This window comes from Ascidiaceihabitans donghaensis (assembly GCF_900302465.1).
GTDB lineage: Bacteria > Pseudomonadota > Alphaproteobacteria > Rhodobacterales > Rhodobacteraceae > Ascidiaceihabitans > Ascidiaceihabitans donghaensis.
In genome coordinates, this window is sequence record NZ_OMOR01000001.1 from 916513 (window position 1) to 931864 (window position 15352).

At 54.7% G+C, this 15352-nt stretch carries 12 protein-coding genes; 8 read left to right on the forward strand and 4 right to left on the reverse strand.

The window, feature by feature from the left end; translation table 11 throughout:
- Positions 1-13 precede the first annotated feature (13 nt).
- On the reverse strand, positions 14-2197 hold the full coding sequence (locus ASD8599_RS04560; protein WP_245925923.1) for a putative bifunctional diguanylate cyclase/phosphodiesterase: 2184 nt from the start codon (positions 2195-2197) through the stop codon (positions 14-16).
- Between the two features lie 209 nt (positions 2198-2406).
- Here ASD8599_RS04560 and ASD8599_RS04565 point away from each other — a divergent pair, with 209 nt between their 5' ends.
- Positions 2407-3069 carry a Hint domain-containing protein gene (locus ASD8599_RS04565; RefSeq protein ID WP_181364406.1) on the forward strand — a complete coding sequence of 221 codons (663 nt, stop codon included), beginning with the start codon at positions 2407-2409 and terminating at the stop codon, positions 3067-3069.
- Between the two features lie 316 nt (positions 3070-3385).
- Entirely contained in the window at positions 3386-4018 is a 633-nt protein-coding gene (locus ASD8599_RS04570) for a 2-hydroxychromene-2-carboxylate isomerase (protein WP_108827441.1), read from the forward strand.
- Positions 4019-4024: 6 nt separating this feature from the next.
- Here the strand turns inward: ASD8599_RS04570 and ASD8599_RS04575 are convergent, their stop codons facing one another.
- Positions 4025-4456 (reverse strand): DUF1489 family protein, encoded by a 432-nt coding sequence (locus tag ASD8599_RS04575; protein ID WP_108827442.1) that lies wholly within the window; start codon positions 4454-4456, stop codon positions 4025-4027.
- Positions 4457-4629: 173 nt separating this feature from the next.
- On the opposite strand from ASD8599_RS04575, the gene ASD8599_RS04580 reads away from it, so the two are divergent.
- The gene (locus ASD8599_RS04580) at positions 4630-6933 is read left to right on the forward strand and encodes an adenosylcobalamin-dependent ribonucleoside-diphosphate reductase (protein ID WP_108827443.1); all 2304 of its coding nucleotides are present in this window, start codon (positions 4630-4632) and stop codon (positions 6931-6933) included.
- A 163-nt stretch (positions 6934-7096) separates the two neighbouring features.
- Here ASD8599_RS04580 and ASD8599_RS04585 read toward each other — a convergent pair whose 3' ends face one another.
- Complete coding sequence (locus ASD8599_RS04585) at positions 7097-8428, reverse strand: CoA transferase (protein ID WP_108827444.1); 1332 nt, start codon at positions 8426-8428, stop codon at positions 7097-7099.
- Positions 8429-8503: 75 nt separating this feature from the next.
- Here ASD8599_RS04585 and ASD8599_RS04590 point away from each other — a divergent pair, with 75 nt between their 5' ends.
- The 5 genes from ASD8599_RS04590 to ASD8599_RS04610 all read left to right on the forward strand — a co-directional run bounded on the left by ASD8599_RS04590 (position 8504) and on the right by ASD8599_RS04610 (position 14641).
- Positions 8504-9646 (forward strand): citrate synthase, encoded by a 1143-nt coding sequence (locus ASD8599_RS04590; RefSeq protein WP_108827445.1) that lies wholly within the window; start codon positions 8504-8506, stop codon positions 9644-9646.
- Between the two features lie 106 nt (positions 9647-9752).
- Positions 9753-10847 (forward strand): NUDIX domain-containing protein, encoded by a 1095-nt coding sequence (locus ASD8599_RS04595; RefSeq protein ID WP_108827446.1) that lies wholly within the window; start codon positions 9753-9755, stop codon positions 10845-10847.
- 104 nt (positions 10848-10951) lie between these two features.
- Positions 10952-12376 carry a nicotinate phosphoribosyltransferase gene (locus tag ASD8599_RS04600; RefSeq protein ID WP_108827447.1) on the forward strand — a complete coding sequence of 475 codons (1425 nt, stop codon included), beginning with the start codon at positions 10952-10954 and terminating at the stop codon, positions 12374-12376.
- A gap of 115 nt (positions 12377-12491) precedes the next feature.
- Entirely contained in the window at positions 12492-13469 is a 978-nt protein-coding gene (locus tag ASD8599_RS04605; protein WP_108827448.1) for a lipid A-modifier LpxR family protein, read from the forward strand.
- Positions 13470-13573: 104 nt separating this feature from the next.
- Positions 13574-14641, forward strand: a complete 1068-nt coding sequence (locus ASD8599_RS04610) for a Hint domain-containing protein (protein ID WP_108827449.1) — start codon at positions 13574-13576, stop codon at positions 14639-14641.
- Between the two features lie 149 nt (positions 14642-14790).
- Here the strand turns inward: ASD8599_RS04610 and ASD8599_RS04615 are convergent, their stop codons facing one another.
- On the reverse strand, positions 14791-15267 hold the full coding sequence (locus tag ASD8599_RS04615) for a MarR family winged helix-turn-helix transcriptional regulator (protein WP_108827450.1): 477 nt from the start codon (positions 15265-15267) through the stop codon (positions 14791-14793).
- Positions 15268-15352: the final 85 nt, after the last annotated feature.

Below are 15352 nucleotides of genomic sequence, written 5' to 3' on the forward strand. Positions count from 1 at the left end.
TCAGCTGCTGATCCTAGGATGCTTCTTTCTGGGCAATACCCGCCAGCAAATTGTGCAAATCCGTGAGGGGGAGAGGTGTGCCAAAGTAAAACCCTTGCACATAGGCACATCCCGCATCTTCCAAAAAAACCAACTCTTCTTCGACTTCCGTGCCCTCGGCAAGTACCGGAATTTGTAAAGCATCCCCGATCAGCATTGTGGCTTTGGCAATCGCTGCGCGTTTTGGGTTGATGTGGATTTCCTGCACAAAACTTCTGTCCATTTTGATTTTGTCGAATGGAAAAGATTGCAGGGTATTCAGAGATGAATACCCGGTTCCGAAATCGTCCATCGCGATCCGTAGCCCCATTGCTTTCAACCTATGCATCACACGCAATGTGTGGTTTTCGTCGTCGATGATGCTGGCTTCGGTTACTTCCAATTCCAGTCGTTCGGGTGCCAGTCGTGTTTCGAACAAAATGTCCGAAACGCTTTCAATGAACGAGGGTTGTACCAGTTGTTGGGGTGCCACATTTACAGCAATCGACAAAGGAATAGGCCATTGCACAGCTTCTTCGCAGGCGGTGCGCAATACCCACAGCCCAATATCGCGGATCAACCCGGTTTCTTCGGCAATTGGAATGAATTCCGCAGGCGACACCCTTCCGCGGGTTGGATGGTTCCAACGCAATAGCACTTCGAACCCGACCAGGTCGCGCGAGGGCAGTTCATTTTGTTTTTGATACACCAGTTCCAGTTCCCCGCGGGCGGCGGCCTGGCGTAGGTCCGTTTGGATTTCGAGCCGTGCGCGTGATTGTTTTTGCATGTCGGCGTCAAAAATCTGCACGTCCACGTCGGGGTTTGCCTTGGCATAAAACATCGCAATGCCGGAGTTCTGCAAAAGAGTGTCCATATCGCGCCCGTCTTGTAAACTAGAGGATACGCCCATGGAGGCTGTCACAAGAATGGGATTGTCGCCTACGTTCAACGGTTCTTTCAAATAGGCCGATATGCGGTCCGCCATTGAGGTGACTTGACCCATTCGGCGGAAACCACGCGATACTATGACGAATTCATCGCCGCCTGCACGAAACAATGTGTCTTCATGCTGTAGCTCTTCGCCGATGCGTTGGGCAATTTTCGACAAAACTATGTCGCCGGATGCTCTGCCGTATAGTTCGTTGATATGCTTAAATGCGTCGATGTTCACTGTGAACACAGCGACATGGTCCGTGAGGTCGCCTTTCAGCGCTGTTGTCCATTTTTCCAAGGCGACATGCAAAGCATGACGGTTTGGCAAATTTGTCAAAATGTCTTTCATCGCGGCAGATTGCATCTGCTGGTTCGCATGTTGCGACAGACCCTGTTCGATATTGAGGGCCGCATACCCCATGACAAAGACAAAAAGCGCAACCAGAATGACGATCAGCCCCAGAATATGATCAGAAAACACTTGATCCGGAACTTCATAAAGCGGGCTTAGTGATATGGAAAACGAGCCCATGCCGACAAAGTGCATGGTGCAGATACCCAACACCATCGCGGTGATACCTCCGGCCGTGCAATAACGCGTCCAAGGGTAGGCGATACGGTGATAGGCGATCGCGCCAAAGCCTGCGCCCAGGCATATGGACACAAAAACGGTTGTGGCATGCCAGTCCAATGTACCAGGCAGCATATAGGCTGACATTCCGACGTAGTGCATGGCGCTGACAGTGGTGCCGAACATGATGCCTGCAAAAACAAACCGCGTTCGTGTTTTCATGTATGCCATTGTGAAATTTGCACCCAGGGCGCCAAGTACCGAGATCACCAGAGAAACCGCTGTCAAAACCGGTTCAAATGCGTGGGGAAGGCCCGGGTCGTAGGCGAGCATGGCGATGAAGTGTGTGGCCCAGATCGTAGCTCCGGTCATTGCACCTGCCAAGGCGACCTGAATGGTTTTGATTTTGTGTTTCACAATCAGAACGCGGCGCAAAAGCGTGACCGATAGTGAGGAGCCGACCACACACACCATGGCCGCCACAGCGACAAGCCAGAAAGAGTGTTCTTGTGTCAGACATTCGATAACGCGGTACATGCACCAGCCCGAAGAATTAAACAGATGCTGATCGTGATAGGGGTAAGAGGTAAATGAACGGTTCAGACCGTCAAACCTTTGCGCAAATTCGGTGTACAACAAAGCAAAGTCTTCAGGGGAAGTGGGTGCGTTTTCCACTTTGGGTCGTGGAAAAGCAGACAATTTGTTTCAAATTGATGATCAATAATAGGCGCCTCTAATGAACTGTTCTGGAATGTCGAAACAATGCCCCAATTCGGCCCAATTGCCGACCCATCGGCGTCACGCGAATCGCAACATCTGTCCTCACTGCTTCACATGCGCCGCTGCTGCAAACTTAGGCGCTTTATACCATGGGGATGGACACAATGTTTGGATGGAAAAACAAAGCCAACGGAATGCCACAGCGGATGGTCGAAAAGACCGGCGCATATGATGGCGGTATCTACAACGCCACAACGCACGGATTGCTGAGCGGAACACGCGTCGCCTCCAATCTTGGCTGGCGATCCGTCGATGCCATCGAAATCGGTGATTCAGTTTTGACATTTGATCATGGCATGCAACAGGTGACTGACATTCGTCGCAGCACCTTGTGGGTGGATGCAACAGCGGTTCCAACACACATGTGGCCTGTGTTCGTGCCTGCGGGCGCACTTGGGAACCGCGTTGACATGACCGTTTTGCCAGAGCAGGGCATCTTGATCGAAAGCGAAGCGGCGGTTGACCAGCACGGCGACCCATTTGCAGTTGTGCCTGCCAACGCATTGACTGGTGTGCGCGGCGTAAAGCGCCAACCCCCGGTGCAACGACTGGAAGTTATTACACTTTTCTTTGCCGCGGAACAGGTCATCTACACGGAAGGGTCATTGTTGTGCCACTGCACCCGCGCCCATCTTTCGTTGACTGACATGGTGTCAGGGCTGGAGCAGCCCTATGACGTTCTGTCTGGAACAGATGCGTCTTTTCTAGCGGAATGTATCGTCGTTGAGGACCATTTCGCCGCTCATGAATTTGGCATTGCCTGCTGATCCCCATTTGACCAAGCGCCGAATAATTGGCGTCATGGTCATCCCTTCTCTGCATCCGGCCACCGGTCAGACCGGGCTCCACCCCCAATGCTGGAGTGGGTCGGATGCAGGGACAAAATGCGTGTAAAGCACGAAGATAAAACCGTTTATTTGCTTTTTGCCAAACCTCCAATCTTGTGATGGGATTCCAATCAACTGACATGATTGCCACTGATACTTCGACGTTCGGTGCAGGCCTTTCAGAACTGGCGCTGGTGAAGGCCCTCAGGGACACCTAGGGTAGGGCCTTTATGCAATCGAATAAAAGGATCGTTCCATGACGGAAATCGAGTATTTCTATTCCGCGCACTCAGCTTTCGCTTATATCGGCTCTTCAAGATTGATGGAGATTTGTGCAAAACACGGCGCGTCATTGGTGCACAGGCCCATTGCGCTATCGCCAGTTGTTGAGGCGGCGGGGGGATTGTCTTTTGCAGGGCGTACGCGACCGCATGTGGATTACTATTTTGGCCGCGAAATCGAACGCTGGTCTGAATTTCGCAACGTCTCAATCATAAACCATCGCCCGACCTACCACGACAATGCGCTGGATCTGTCGAATGGCATGATAATCGCATCCATACCCTTGGATGTGGACACCGACGCGTTGGCACATGCAATTTTGCAAGCGCATTGGCGGGACGATATTGATCTTGCGGATGTGGGGGCATTGATGGACGTGGCGCAGGACCTTGGACTGGATGGGCGGGCATTGCTGGACGCGGCGCAAGGGGACGACGTTCGTGGTCAACATGAGGCCAACACACAAGAAGCGATCGCGCGAAACGTTTTTGGGTCACCGACATATTTTGTGGGCGGGGACATGTTTTACGGGCAAGACCATCTGGAACTGGTTGCGCGCGCATTGGAAAAGCCATTCGAGCCGAATGCGTTTCGAAATCCGGAATAAGACGGATTATAGAACGCCAATTTCTGCCAAAGCCTTGTTCAATTCGATAGGCAGTGGTTCTTCGTTTTCGCGTCCTTCTGGCAGATCGAGAGGCGCGTCTTCGGGTTTCAGGTAACGCCATCCTTGAAAGGGGCGTTTCAAGCTGCCTTGGGTGCGTATCAGTTTCGGGTCGCTGACAATGCTGCAGCGTCGAATACCGTCCGACCCGATGTATTCATCCAGACGCAAAATCTTTTGACGGCACTGGATGACGCCTTTGATGACCCAATAGATGGATCCCCCGTTTAAAATTTCGGCTTCGCGTTTGGGCCACATGCGGGTGACGTGTCGGGGGCTGCCATCGGGGGCTTGCGCCCTCTTTGTGGCTTGCCACGCGGCCAACCCTTCGACGTTTTCGGTGCCGACAGACAGTTTGATGATGTTGATGTGGCTGCTCACGCGGGATGCTCCGAAAGTGGTGTGATTATACTATATATAGCGTTTCGGTCCGCGTCACCCACAATTTGTTGCGAAAATTCTAGAAATTCCTGTGGCGCTTGTGGTATAGATGGTCTAATCCAAACCTTCGTCAAGCCACCAATCAGAATCGCCGATCTTAGAGGGATGTCCGTATGACACGTTTCGCAGCACCTATCGCTGAACAAATTTGGGATATGAAGTACCGCTTCAAGGAAGCGGACGGCACGCCTTTGGATACGACGGTTGAAGACAGCTGGCGCCGCATAGCGCGGGATTTGGCACGTGTCGAAGACGATGTGGACCATTGGGAAAACGTGTTTTACGGAGCATTGGAAGACTTTAAATTCTTGCCAGCTGGCCGCATCACAGCGGGTGCAGGCACAGCACGCAAGGTGACGTTGTTCAACTGCTTTGTTATGGGCACTGTGCCAGACAGCATGGGCGGCATTTTTGATATGTTGAAAGAGGCCGCGCTGACCATGCAACAGGGCGGCGGTATCGGCTATGACTTTTCAACGATCCGGCCGAAAGGCGCGGATGTGCATGGCGTGGCAGCAGACGCATCTGGGCCTTTGTCGTTTATGGATGTGTGGGATTCTATGTGCCGAACCATCATGTCCGCGGGCTCGCGCCGCGGCGCTATGATGGCGACAATGCGGTGCGATCACCCTGACATCGATGATTTTATCACGGCCAAATCAGACGCGGCGCGGTTGCGCATGTTCAATGTGTCGGTGTTGATCACCGATGACTTTATGGAAGCGGTAAAAGCCAACGGATCTTGGGATCTCAAATTTGACGGTAAGGTCTATAAAACGGTTCAGGCGCTGGATTTGTGGAACAAGATCATGCAGTCGACATATGATTATGCCGAACCGGGTGTGATCTTCATTGACCGTATCAACGCTGCCAACAACCTAAGCTATTGCGAAACTATTGCGGCGACGAACCCGTGTGGCGAACAACCTTTGCCGCCCTATGGCGCGTGCCTTTTAGGATCAATCAATCTGGCCCGCCTGGTGTCTGATCCATTTGGCGATGCGGCCAAACTGGACCAAGATTCGCTGACGGAACTGGTCGCTACGGCTGTGCGTATGATGGACAATGTGGTCGACGCCTCCAAATTCCCACTGCCGGAACAAGAACGCGAAGCCCAGAACAAGCGCCGCATTGGCCTTGGTGTCACAGGGTTGGCGGATGCGCTTTTGATGGTTGGGCAGCGCTATGGCTCTGACGAGGCGGCGCGTCAAACAGAAGACTGGCTGCACGCGATCGCCCGCGCCGCATATCGGGCGTCGGTCCAGTTGGCACGCGAAAAGGGCGCGTTCCCACTGTTTGATGCCGACGCGTATCTTGCATCCGGCACCATGCAAATGATGGACGAAGACGTCCGCGCAGAAATCAAAGAACATGGCATCCGAAACGCCTTGCTGACGTCTATCGCGCCCACAGGCACCATCAGCCTTTATGCGGGCAACGTAAGTTCCGGCATCGAGCCGGTGTTTGCCTACGCCTACACGCGCAAAGTGCTGCAAAAAGACGGGTCACGGACCGAAGAAGAAGTTGTCGATTATGCCGTGCAAATGTGGCGTGACAAAATGGGTGAAGCGGCTTTGCCAGACTATTTTGTCAACGCCCAGACGTTGGCGCCCTCGGATCACGTCAAGATGCAAGCGGCCGCCCAGAAATGGGTCGATTCCAGTATTTCCAAGACCATCAACTGCCCCGAGGACATCAGCTTTGATGAATTCAAGAACGTCTACATGCAAGCTTGGGACACCGGGTGCAAAGGGTGCACGACGTACCGGCCCAACGATGTGACGGGGTCTGTCCTGAGTGTCAGCGACGACAGCGCAAACAAAACGGATGCAACGGCCCCCGAAGTCGTCACGCACGATGACGCAGAGCCGATGCAACCGCACGGCGACGTCATCTACATGCAAGATCCATTGGACCGGCCTGAAGCGCTGGAAGGCAGCACCTATAAGATCAAATGGCCTGACAGCGAACACGCCATCTACATCACAGTGAATGACCTTGTGACCGGTGGCCATCGTCGCCCGTTTGAAGTGTTTATCAATTCCAAGAATATGGAAAATTTTGCGTGGACCGTTGCTTTGACACGCATGATCTCTGCCGTATTCCGGCGCGGTGGAGACGTATCATTTGTCGTCGAAGAGCTGAAAGCCGTGTTTGATCCACGAGGCGGCGCTTGGATGAACGGCAAATATATTCCGTCTATTTTGGCGGCGATTGGTGGCGTTATCGAACAACACCTTGTTGCAACGGGCTTTATTGCAGGCGAGGGCATGGGGCTGAAATCGGACCCACAGGCCGAAATCATCGGTATGGACCGACCCAAAGGCAAAGCCTGCTCAAGCTGCGGCAGCTATGAATTGCGTATGGTCGAGGGATGTATGACATGCGCAAGCTGCGGATATAGCAAGTGCGGCTAAGAGGTTTGGTGTCTGACAAAGCGCTATGACCAAATAAGGCGGATGCTCAGGAGCTGCCTTTTCATTTTGCCGGAGTGTTATCTTCTTATTGCGGCTTGGAATGTCGTGGACCTTCGCCGCAATAGCCGAGGATTTCTGAATACCCACAAGGGGCTATCACATATCAAGTCCAGACTGGTTCTGCTGTTTTCAAAGGGCCTGCCGGGTAGCGCCAATGCGGTGTAGCTCCTGAAACGGACAGTGGAAATGTGATCCGTTGGCTTGGGCCCCAAACGGTCTGTTCGATATGGGGTGCGCAGTCGGTTAAGGTTTCTGGTGCCAACATTTCAGCGTCGTTTCGCGGTCCAGCATCCACCAACAATCGCGCGGTGCGGGCCAGTGACAGTTTGGCTGCCATCACATCGCCCGTCGCAGCCCTAATGCGCAGTCCACGTATTACTGCGGCCGCCATCAGATAGCCTGTAGCGTGATCAAGGGCTTGCACCGGCAAGGGTTTGGGACGGGGCGCGTTTGCAGCCTGCATACCAGAGGCCGCGATGCCCGCGCTCATTTGCACAAGGCTGTCAAAGCCGCGTCTGTTCGTCCATGGTCCGGACCACCCGTAAGCGTTCAAGCAGACATCGATGCAGTTCGGATTGATTGCAGCCCGTGTGTCTGAACCAAGTCCAAGACCTTCCAAAGCATCGGCGCGGTAGCCATGCACCAGTACATCAGCTTGCGCCAGAAGTGTCTGGAAACTCTTGCGATCCGCAGTGTCGCGTAAATCAAGACCAGCACAGCGTTTGCCTAGTGTCACTTCGGGTTCTGCTGCAGGCTCTTCCCAATCCAGCGGATCAATGCGCAACACTTCTGCGCCGAACCCTGCCAAAAACCGTGTTGCGACGGGGCCTGCAAGAATGCGGGTTAGGTCCAAAATCCGCACGTTTTCCAATGATCCAAGGGGCGCGGGGCTGGTTTTTCCTGTTGTTTCCCATGCGATCAAAGGCTCGGACAGAACGGCCTTGCCCTGGGGGTGTGCGGCCCATTCATCTTCGGTCAACATAGCGGCAGCGCACCCGTTTTGGGCGATGACAGCACTTTCCAATTCGGTTTTGTGACGTTTGGCAACAGCGTTTGTAACAGCATCTTTGGTGCCTTCACAGCCCAATGCCCGCAAGGCAGCTGCGCGGTGCTGCGGCGCGTTGGTGTGCAACCTGATCCACCCATCCTTTGTCGCATAGTCGCCCGCCAGATCATCCCAGATAGATGGCAATTCCCAGCCTTGCGGACGTAAAGTCATGTCAAACCAGAAGGACGCAAGGCGGCGATCTACGTCAGTTGACTGCGCCCCGCTTAAGGCCGCGATCTCGCGCCCTGCCGCCTCAATCGACGCTGCGGCCAAGTCGGTCACTGCATAAACTGAAGGCAAATGACCCAAACCGTGCCGTGTGCTGGTGACGTCCACTGGCATGGAAGACCCTAGGGCCGCGGCGATCGTTGATGCAAAATCTGTCATGTCTTGGCTCCTGTGTTGTCCAGACGCTATCAAGACCATTGCGCTTCGATCAATCTTGATAAACATAATCAACCTATGAGCCGGGATGAATGGATAAGCGCAGAGCAAGCCTGCGGCGAACTTGGGGTGCGCAAGCAAACACTGTACGCCTATGCCAGTCGTAAGGTGCTGCGCGTCATGCAAGACCCGTCCGAGGCACGGCGAAGCCTGTATTCTGCACGCGACGTCGCGCATTTGGCGCAGAGCAATCGCAGACCCCGTGCGCGGGCGGATGTGGCTGCTGGCAGTATCCGTTGGGGTGATCCGGTGTTGGAAACGCGCATTTCGGGCGTTCACAACGATACACTGTATTTTGGTTCTGCGCGGGCCGTTGATCTTGCGCAATCTCTGACATTGGAAGATGTCGCCGCACGCCACATGGGGGTGGCGGTTTTGGAGTTGCCGGATGTGGGCGCATATGCTGCTGCAAACGGGGCTTTCGGAACGCCTATGGCCCGTGGGCTTGCGGTCTTGGCGGATATGGCGGCAACCGCGCCAGCCAGTTTGGGGCGGGGCCGTGACGCCTTGGCCAGGGACGGTGCCAAGGTGATGGCGCATCTGGCCTATGCCATGACAGGGCGCACCGATGGTCTGCTCCATTCACGTTTGGCCAAAGAATGGGGTTTAGACAAAGCCGGGGCAGACTTGATCCGTATGACTTTGGTTCTTCTCAGCGATCACGAATTGAATCCGTCGACCTTTGCAGTGCGTGTGTGTGCATCAACAGGGGGCAGTCTGGCGGCCTGCACATTGGCTGGGCTTGCCACCTTGTCTGGCCCGAAACACGGCGGCGTGGCTGGCAAGTCCCTTGAAGCTTTGCGGGCAGGGCAGGCTGGCACATTTGACAACTTTGTAACGGCGCAGGCGGGCTTGCGTCCATACAGCTACGGGTTCGGGCATCCACTTTATCCAGATGGCGATCCACGCGCCCACGCGATTTTGCAGGCTTTGGATGCGCCGATCTGTCGGACTGTGCAGGACATGAGCGTGTTTCTGGGCATTCCGTCCAACGTGGATGCGGCGTTGTCCGCGATGACGCTGCATTATGATCTGCCTGCTGACGCGGCGCTGACGATCTTTGCGTTGGGCCGTGTGGCAGGGTGGGTTGCACATGCGATTGAACAATCCCAAAGCGATCAAATTATTCGCCCGCGTGCCCGGTTTACGCCGGCTGGATAGCGGCCATGATATTTTTGCAATTCACTTTTCGTACATTTGCAGGTACGGTGAACCTACCAACAGGGAGGTCCTGTTGATGAATATATCGCAGCGGAGGTCGCTTGCTATGGGCAATAAACGCCATTCCTTGGCCGTGTTTATCGGTCGTTTTCAACCTTTTCACATAGGTCACCATGATGTGGTGGCGTCGATGGTTTCATGTGCTGACAGCCTGCTGATTCTGGTGGGCAGCGCGTATCGTGCACGGTCGTGGAAAAATCCGTTCAGCTATGCGGAGCGCACAGATTTTATCCGGCAAGGTTGTTCTGACATCCGGTTGCCTGTCGATATCTTGCCGCTGGTCGATACGCTTTACAATGACCGCGCGTGGGCCACCAATGTGCGCACAGCCGTCCAGTTGCATATGCGGGCCAAAGGTCTTGATGCGGCAGACACCGACATTCTGTTGACGGGGTTTGAAAAGGATCAATCCTCAAGGTATTTGCGTTGGTTCCCCGAATGGAAAATGATTGCAGCTGATGCAAAAGAGCATGACGGGCAGATCATCAACGCCACTGAAATGCGTGAACAGTTGTTCTTTGGACCTGCAGAGCTGGACCGCTTTGGGGCCAGCCACATGGCCTTGGCACAAGACTGGATCGCACAGAACCCCAAGCCAGTCGCACAGATCAAGGCAGAAGCCGTTTTTGTGAAATCCTACCGTGCCCGCACCGCGCAGGCCGAAGCCGTTTTTGGCTATCCGATCCCCATCAACACCGCCGACAGCGTTGTGGTGCAATCGGGCCATGTTTTGTTGGTTGAGCGCAAATCAGAACCGGGGCGTGGTCTTTGGGCCTTGCCGGGGGGGCATATTGATCAAGGTGAGACTGCGTTGGATGCCGCCGTGCGGGAACTTTACGAAGAAGCGGGCCTTGATATGCCCAAAGGGGCCATGCGCAGTCGTTTGACTGCAAGGCGTGTGTTTGACCATCCGGAACGGTCTGAACGTGGGTGGGTACGCACCGAGGCGTTTGTGTTTGAACTGCAAGACCGCGCAAAGCTGGAAAAGATCAAACCCGGCAGTGATGCGATAAATGCGGCTTGGGTGCCGATCACAGCCATTACCCCTGACGCGATGTTCGAAGACCACTTCGATATCTTGCAAGCCTTGGTGCCTGATGTGCCTTTTGCCTACGCCTCGATTGTGATGGCGCACGCCTAACACAGGTTACGTGCGCGGGTGCATGACGACACATCCGCATGTGATGCTCCGGGAGGTCCGGTGCGTCATCCCATAAATGTCCATATCCGAGGAGGAAAAGGACCATGACTGCATTGTTTGCGCAGGCACTTAACGTGCAAAATCCGCTGTTTGACACCGACAGCTATAAATATTCCCACGCAACCCAATATCCGCAGGGCACTGATTATGTGTCGTCTTACATCGAGCCGCGCAAAGGCTGGGATGGCATCGACGACGTGATGTTCTTCGGGTTGCAGGTGGAATTGGCGAAACTTGCCAAGATCCGCGTCACCCAAGCCATGATAGATGAGGCTGCGCCTGTTTTGGCAGCCCACGGTTTGTCGCTTTATGTGGAAGGTTGGCAGCGTATCGTGGACGCCCACGCGGGCCGTTTGCCTGTGTTGATCGAAGCGTTGCCCGAAGGCACTTTGGCCCCGGTGGGTGTGCCGCAGATGCGCATCCAAAACACCGATCCCGCATGTTGGTGGTTGCCGTCGTTTTTAGAAACCCGCCTGTTGAGGGCCGTTTGGTACCCATCGACTGTAGCGACCCTGTCGCATTATGTGGTGGGCAAAATCCGTGCAGCGATGATTGAAACTGACGGGTCAGACGAGGGCGCGGAATTCAAGCTGCATGATTTCGGGGCGCGGGGCGCATCCAGTGCACAGACTGCCGCGCTGGGCGGCTTGGCGCACCTTGTCAGCTCCATGGGCACCGATACCGCGATGGCTCTGGTTTATGCGCGCAACTTTTATGGGGCTGATATGGCGGGGTTTTCGATCCCGGCGACCGAACACTCGACCATGACTGCGATGGGCGAAGATGGCGAATTGGCACAGATGCGTGATCTTTTGGCGGCGCACCCATCAGGTTTATTGGCTTGTGTGTCCGACAGCTATGACCTGATGCGGGCTGTCCGCGACTATTGGGGGGACGCATTGAAAGAGGCCGTTTTGGCGCGTGACGGCGTGTTGGTGGTGCGCCCCGACAGTGGCGATCCATTACAGATCGTACCAGATGTGATTGAGGCGTTGATGGCCAAGTTCGGCTACACCACCACTGCCCAAGGTTACCGGTTGCTGAATGAAAAAGTACGGGTGATCCAGGGCGACGGGGTGAACAGGTTTTCCATCGTCGAGATTATGAAAGTCATGATGCAGCGCGGCCTTGCCATCGGCAATATCGCCTTTGGTATGGGCGGTGGTTTGCTGCAAAAGGTGGATCGCGATTGCTTTGGTTACTCCATGAAGGCTTCCGCCCTGCAACGGGGTGGGGTGTGGCATGATGTATACAAAGACCCGGTGACCGCTGAAGGGGCGAAAACCTCAAAGCGGGGGCGGCAAGGCGTCATGCGCAGTGACAATGGCGCCATGGTCGCACGGCGGCTTGAAAACATTCCTGAGGGTGCCGATGCATTGTGTCCGGTGTTTCGCGACGGGCGTCTGCTGAACGTCCAAACCTTGCAAGAGGTGCGGCAACGGGCTTGGCCGGACAAGTTTGGGGCATAAAATGGTTGCAGGCGGGCCACAAGTTGGGCCGCCTGTCTTCTTGCGGCTGGCTCTGCTGCCAATGGAAGGCTATAGGTGGGGGTGCTCGGGGGGGCATTTATTCGGGACGTTCCCAATGCTTCGCAGTTTTTTGGTAGGGCTACTTGCCTTTGCCATGCCTTTGATCCCCGCCGCGTTTGCGGATGATGCAACGCAATCCGCTACAAATGCGGATGTGGTGTTTCCCGAAGATGCCCATAAGAAACGCACACGCATTGGCTATGGGCGATTGATAACCAACGATTTCTTTGGGGATGGCGAAGACCGGTGGCGCACGGGCGGGGTGCAAACCTCGCGTGTTTGGGGGCCACATTGGGATGGCGCTTTGCCTCGGCAAATCGGCGCATTGATCGAATTGCGATTGGGGGCAGAGGTTCTTGCGCCTGCCAACTTGGTGACGCCAGGGGCAGGGGATCGCCCCTATGCCGGCGCTTTAAGTGCGGGTTTGCATACGCACTACGGCTGGAACGCCCTTGAAGTTTCGATGGGTGCTGATTTGGTTTTTGTTGGTCCCGACACGGGGCTGTTGGATCTCCAAAGCGGGCTGCATGACCTTTTGGGTGTGCGTGAACCTTCTGCGGCAACGGAAGCCGGGCAAATTCAAAACACAATCCGTCCAACGGTCGTTGTTGAATTGGGCAAGACACATAAACTGAGTGACAGCGTGGCGCTGCGCCCGTTCATCGAGGGACGGGCAGGCGATGAAACTTTGCTGCGGGCCGGATTTGATTTGGCTTTCGGGCAAGTCGGACGTGGCGAACTGATGACACGCGACAAGGTGACGGGGCATCTTTACCGCACAATCCGAAGTGACTGGACAGGATATAGCTTTGTGCTTGGCGCGGATGTGGCCCATGTGGCGGACAGTATTTATTTACCCGAAAGTGGTGGGTTCGCGTTAAGCGACAGTCGCGAACGTGTACGTGCAGGCGTCCACTGGCAAGGCGAAAGCGGACGTGCCGGCTTTTATGGGCTGACATGGCTGGGAAAAGAGTTTGAAGGACAGGAAGAATCGCAGGTCATCGGGTCGATCAGATTCAACCTAGAGTTCTAAATGCAACACTTATGTACATGACACAAATTGTGTCTATGCATGACACAACCTGTTTGTTAACGATTTCTTAATAAAACAAAAAACTAAGAGGCAGGCACACGGCAATGGAAACGGGCTTTCGAGGCACGTTTGTTATTTCCTGGTCGCAAACAGAAGTGGACGGTCTAGAGGCCGCGTCATTGCACACTCTCAATGTAGGTGCGGCGTGGTCCTGGAATGGCGATGCACTCCGGGTGGACGGCCCGGCTGATGTTTTGCGTCTGGACAGAGCAGACGGGTCGGAAAACTTGCGCAAACGGGCAGCACGCATGGTGCATCGTCTTGTTGGCGCAGCAATGGAACACAAACCCCTTGGGGCGTTGGACACAAGCGATGACGAGGCGCTTATGGTCGACAACAGCTTCGTAGTGACGGACGGGGCGCAAAGCTACACAGTGACGATGATTGATGTTGGCAAGGGCGGGCAGCCTTTGTTGATGTTCATGGATCAAATGCCACCACGCAATGTCGATTTGTGGGTGGTGCACCATACCCTTGGCGCGGTTGCCGAAAACCCGATGAGCCCGCAAAGCGGCGGTGTCATTTGCTTTACGCCAGGCACACGCATCCAGACCCCTGATGGCGCGAAAATGATCCAGGACTTGCGGATCGGCGACAAGGTTCAGACCAAAGACAATGGCGCTCAGGAAATTTTATGGGCGGGCAGTCGGCGCATGACGGGTGCGAGGTTGTTTGCGATGCCCCATCTGCGTCCGATCCGTATCGGAGCTGGCGCTTTGGGTGTGGAACGCCCGGATCAAGAGCTGTTGGTCAGCCCTGCGCACCGTTTGTTGATTCAGGGCGAACACGCGCAGGCCCTGTTCAACACACGCGAGATTTTGGTCGCCGCTAAGGATTTGGTCAACGGCGGCAACATTCAGGTCGATCTGAATGTGCCAAGCGTGACGTACATCCATATTTTGCTGAAAAACCATCAGGTTCTTTGGGCAAATGGCGTAGAAACAGAAAGCTTCCACCCGGCAAACGCAGCTTTGTCTACGTTGGACGACAGTGACCGTGTCCGTCTGCTGGCGGGCTTTCCAGACCTTGAATACGACCCGCATACCTATGGTGGATATGCGCGGCGCAACCTGTCTGCATCCGAGGCCGCGATTCTGCGGCATGCGGCGTAGCTCAGGTAACCTTGGGCCGGGGTGTGATCCACTCCGGCCTGTTTTCATCTTTGTGGTTCATTTGTGGTGGTCATGGGCAAAGCCCTTGAATGGCAGCGATGAGTCCAAGATGACCAATGCAGCGGGTGGCATGAATGTCAGCTGCGAACCTAGCTTTCGCTCTCTTGTGTCGATGCCTCTTCAAGGCGTGTCCTGAGCAGATCAATGACTTTTTGCGCTGTCATGAGATCATCCAGAGAAAGCCCCGTGGATAGCTCATTGACCCATGGATTCTGCCTTAGAATTGCAGCTTCATAGAGGGTTTTGCCTTTCTGTGTAAGAACAACAAGATGCGCACGCTTGTGGTGGGGGTTTGGTTCGAAACCAATAATCCCCTCCTTGTGCATCTCATTCACGATCCGCTGAACACCTTGCCTGTGAACACCCATAGTTCGGGCGTGCGCCGCGACTGATTCTGGCTGATCCGCATATGCGATGGCGCCGAGAATTTGCCATCGGGCACTTGTCAGACCAAGGCCCGACACGAGCCGGTCGCCCTCGATCAGCAAGCGTCCATTAAGCCGAAACACATCCAGAATCAGCGCGGTTACGGCTTCTCCCTGTTCTGTTCGACGTTCTTGTGGCATGTGGTGTTCCTTTAAATTGACAACGTGTTGTCAATATGGTTTTTGAGATCTAGATATGACAACGTGACACCAAATATCAGCGCTG

Coding starts and splice junctions, on each gene's coding strand:
- ASD8599_RS04580 (WP_108827443.1), top strand. CDS start 4,630: ATGACACGTTTCGCAGCACCTATCGCTGAACAAATTTGGGATATGAAG.
- ASD8599_RS04565 (WP_181364406.1), top strand. CDS start 2,407: ATGTTTGGATGGAAAAACAAAGCCAACGGAATGCCACAGCGGATGGTC.
- ASD8599_RS04600 (WP_108827447.1), top strand. CDS start 10,952: ATGACTGCATTGTTTGCGCAGGCACTTAACGTGCAAAATCCGCTGTTT.
- ASD8599_RS04585 (WP_108827444.1), bottom strand. CDS start 8,428: ATGACAGATTTTGCATCAACGATCGCCGCGGCCCTAGGGTCTTCCATG.
- ASD8599_RS04610 (WP_108827449.1), top strand. CDS start 13,574: ATGGAAACGGGCTTTCGAGGCACGTTTGTTATTTCCTGGTCGCAAACA.
- ASD8599_RS04605 (WP_108827448.1), top strand. CDS start 12,492: ATGCTTCGCAGTTTTTTGGTAGGGCTACTTGCCTTTGCCATGCCTTTG.
- ASD8599_RS04615 (WP_108827450.1), bottom strand. CDS start 15,267: ATGCCACAAGAACGTCGAACAGAACAGGGAGAAGCCGTAACCGCGCTG.
- ASD8599_RS04590 (WP_108827445.1), top strand. CDS start 8,504: ATGAGCCGGGATGAATGGATAAGCGCAGAGCAAGCCTGCGGCGAACTT.
- ASD8599_RS04595 (WP_108827446.1), top strand. CDS start 9,753: ATGGGCAATAAACGCCATTCCTTGGCCGTGTTTATCGGTCGTTTTCAA.
- ASD8599_RS04570 (WP_108827441.1), top strand. CDS start 3,386: ATGACGGAAATCGAGTATTTCTATTCCGCGCACTCAGCTTTCGCTTAT.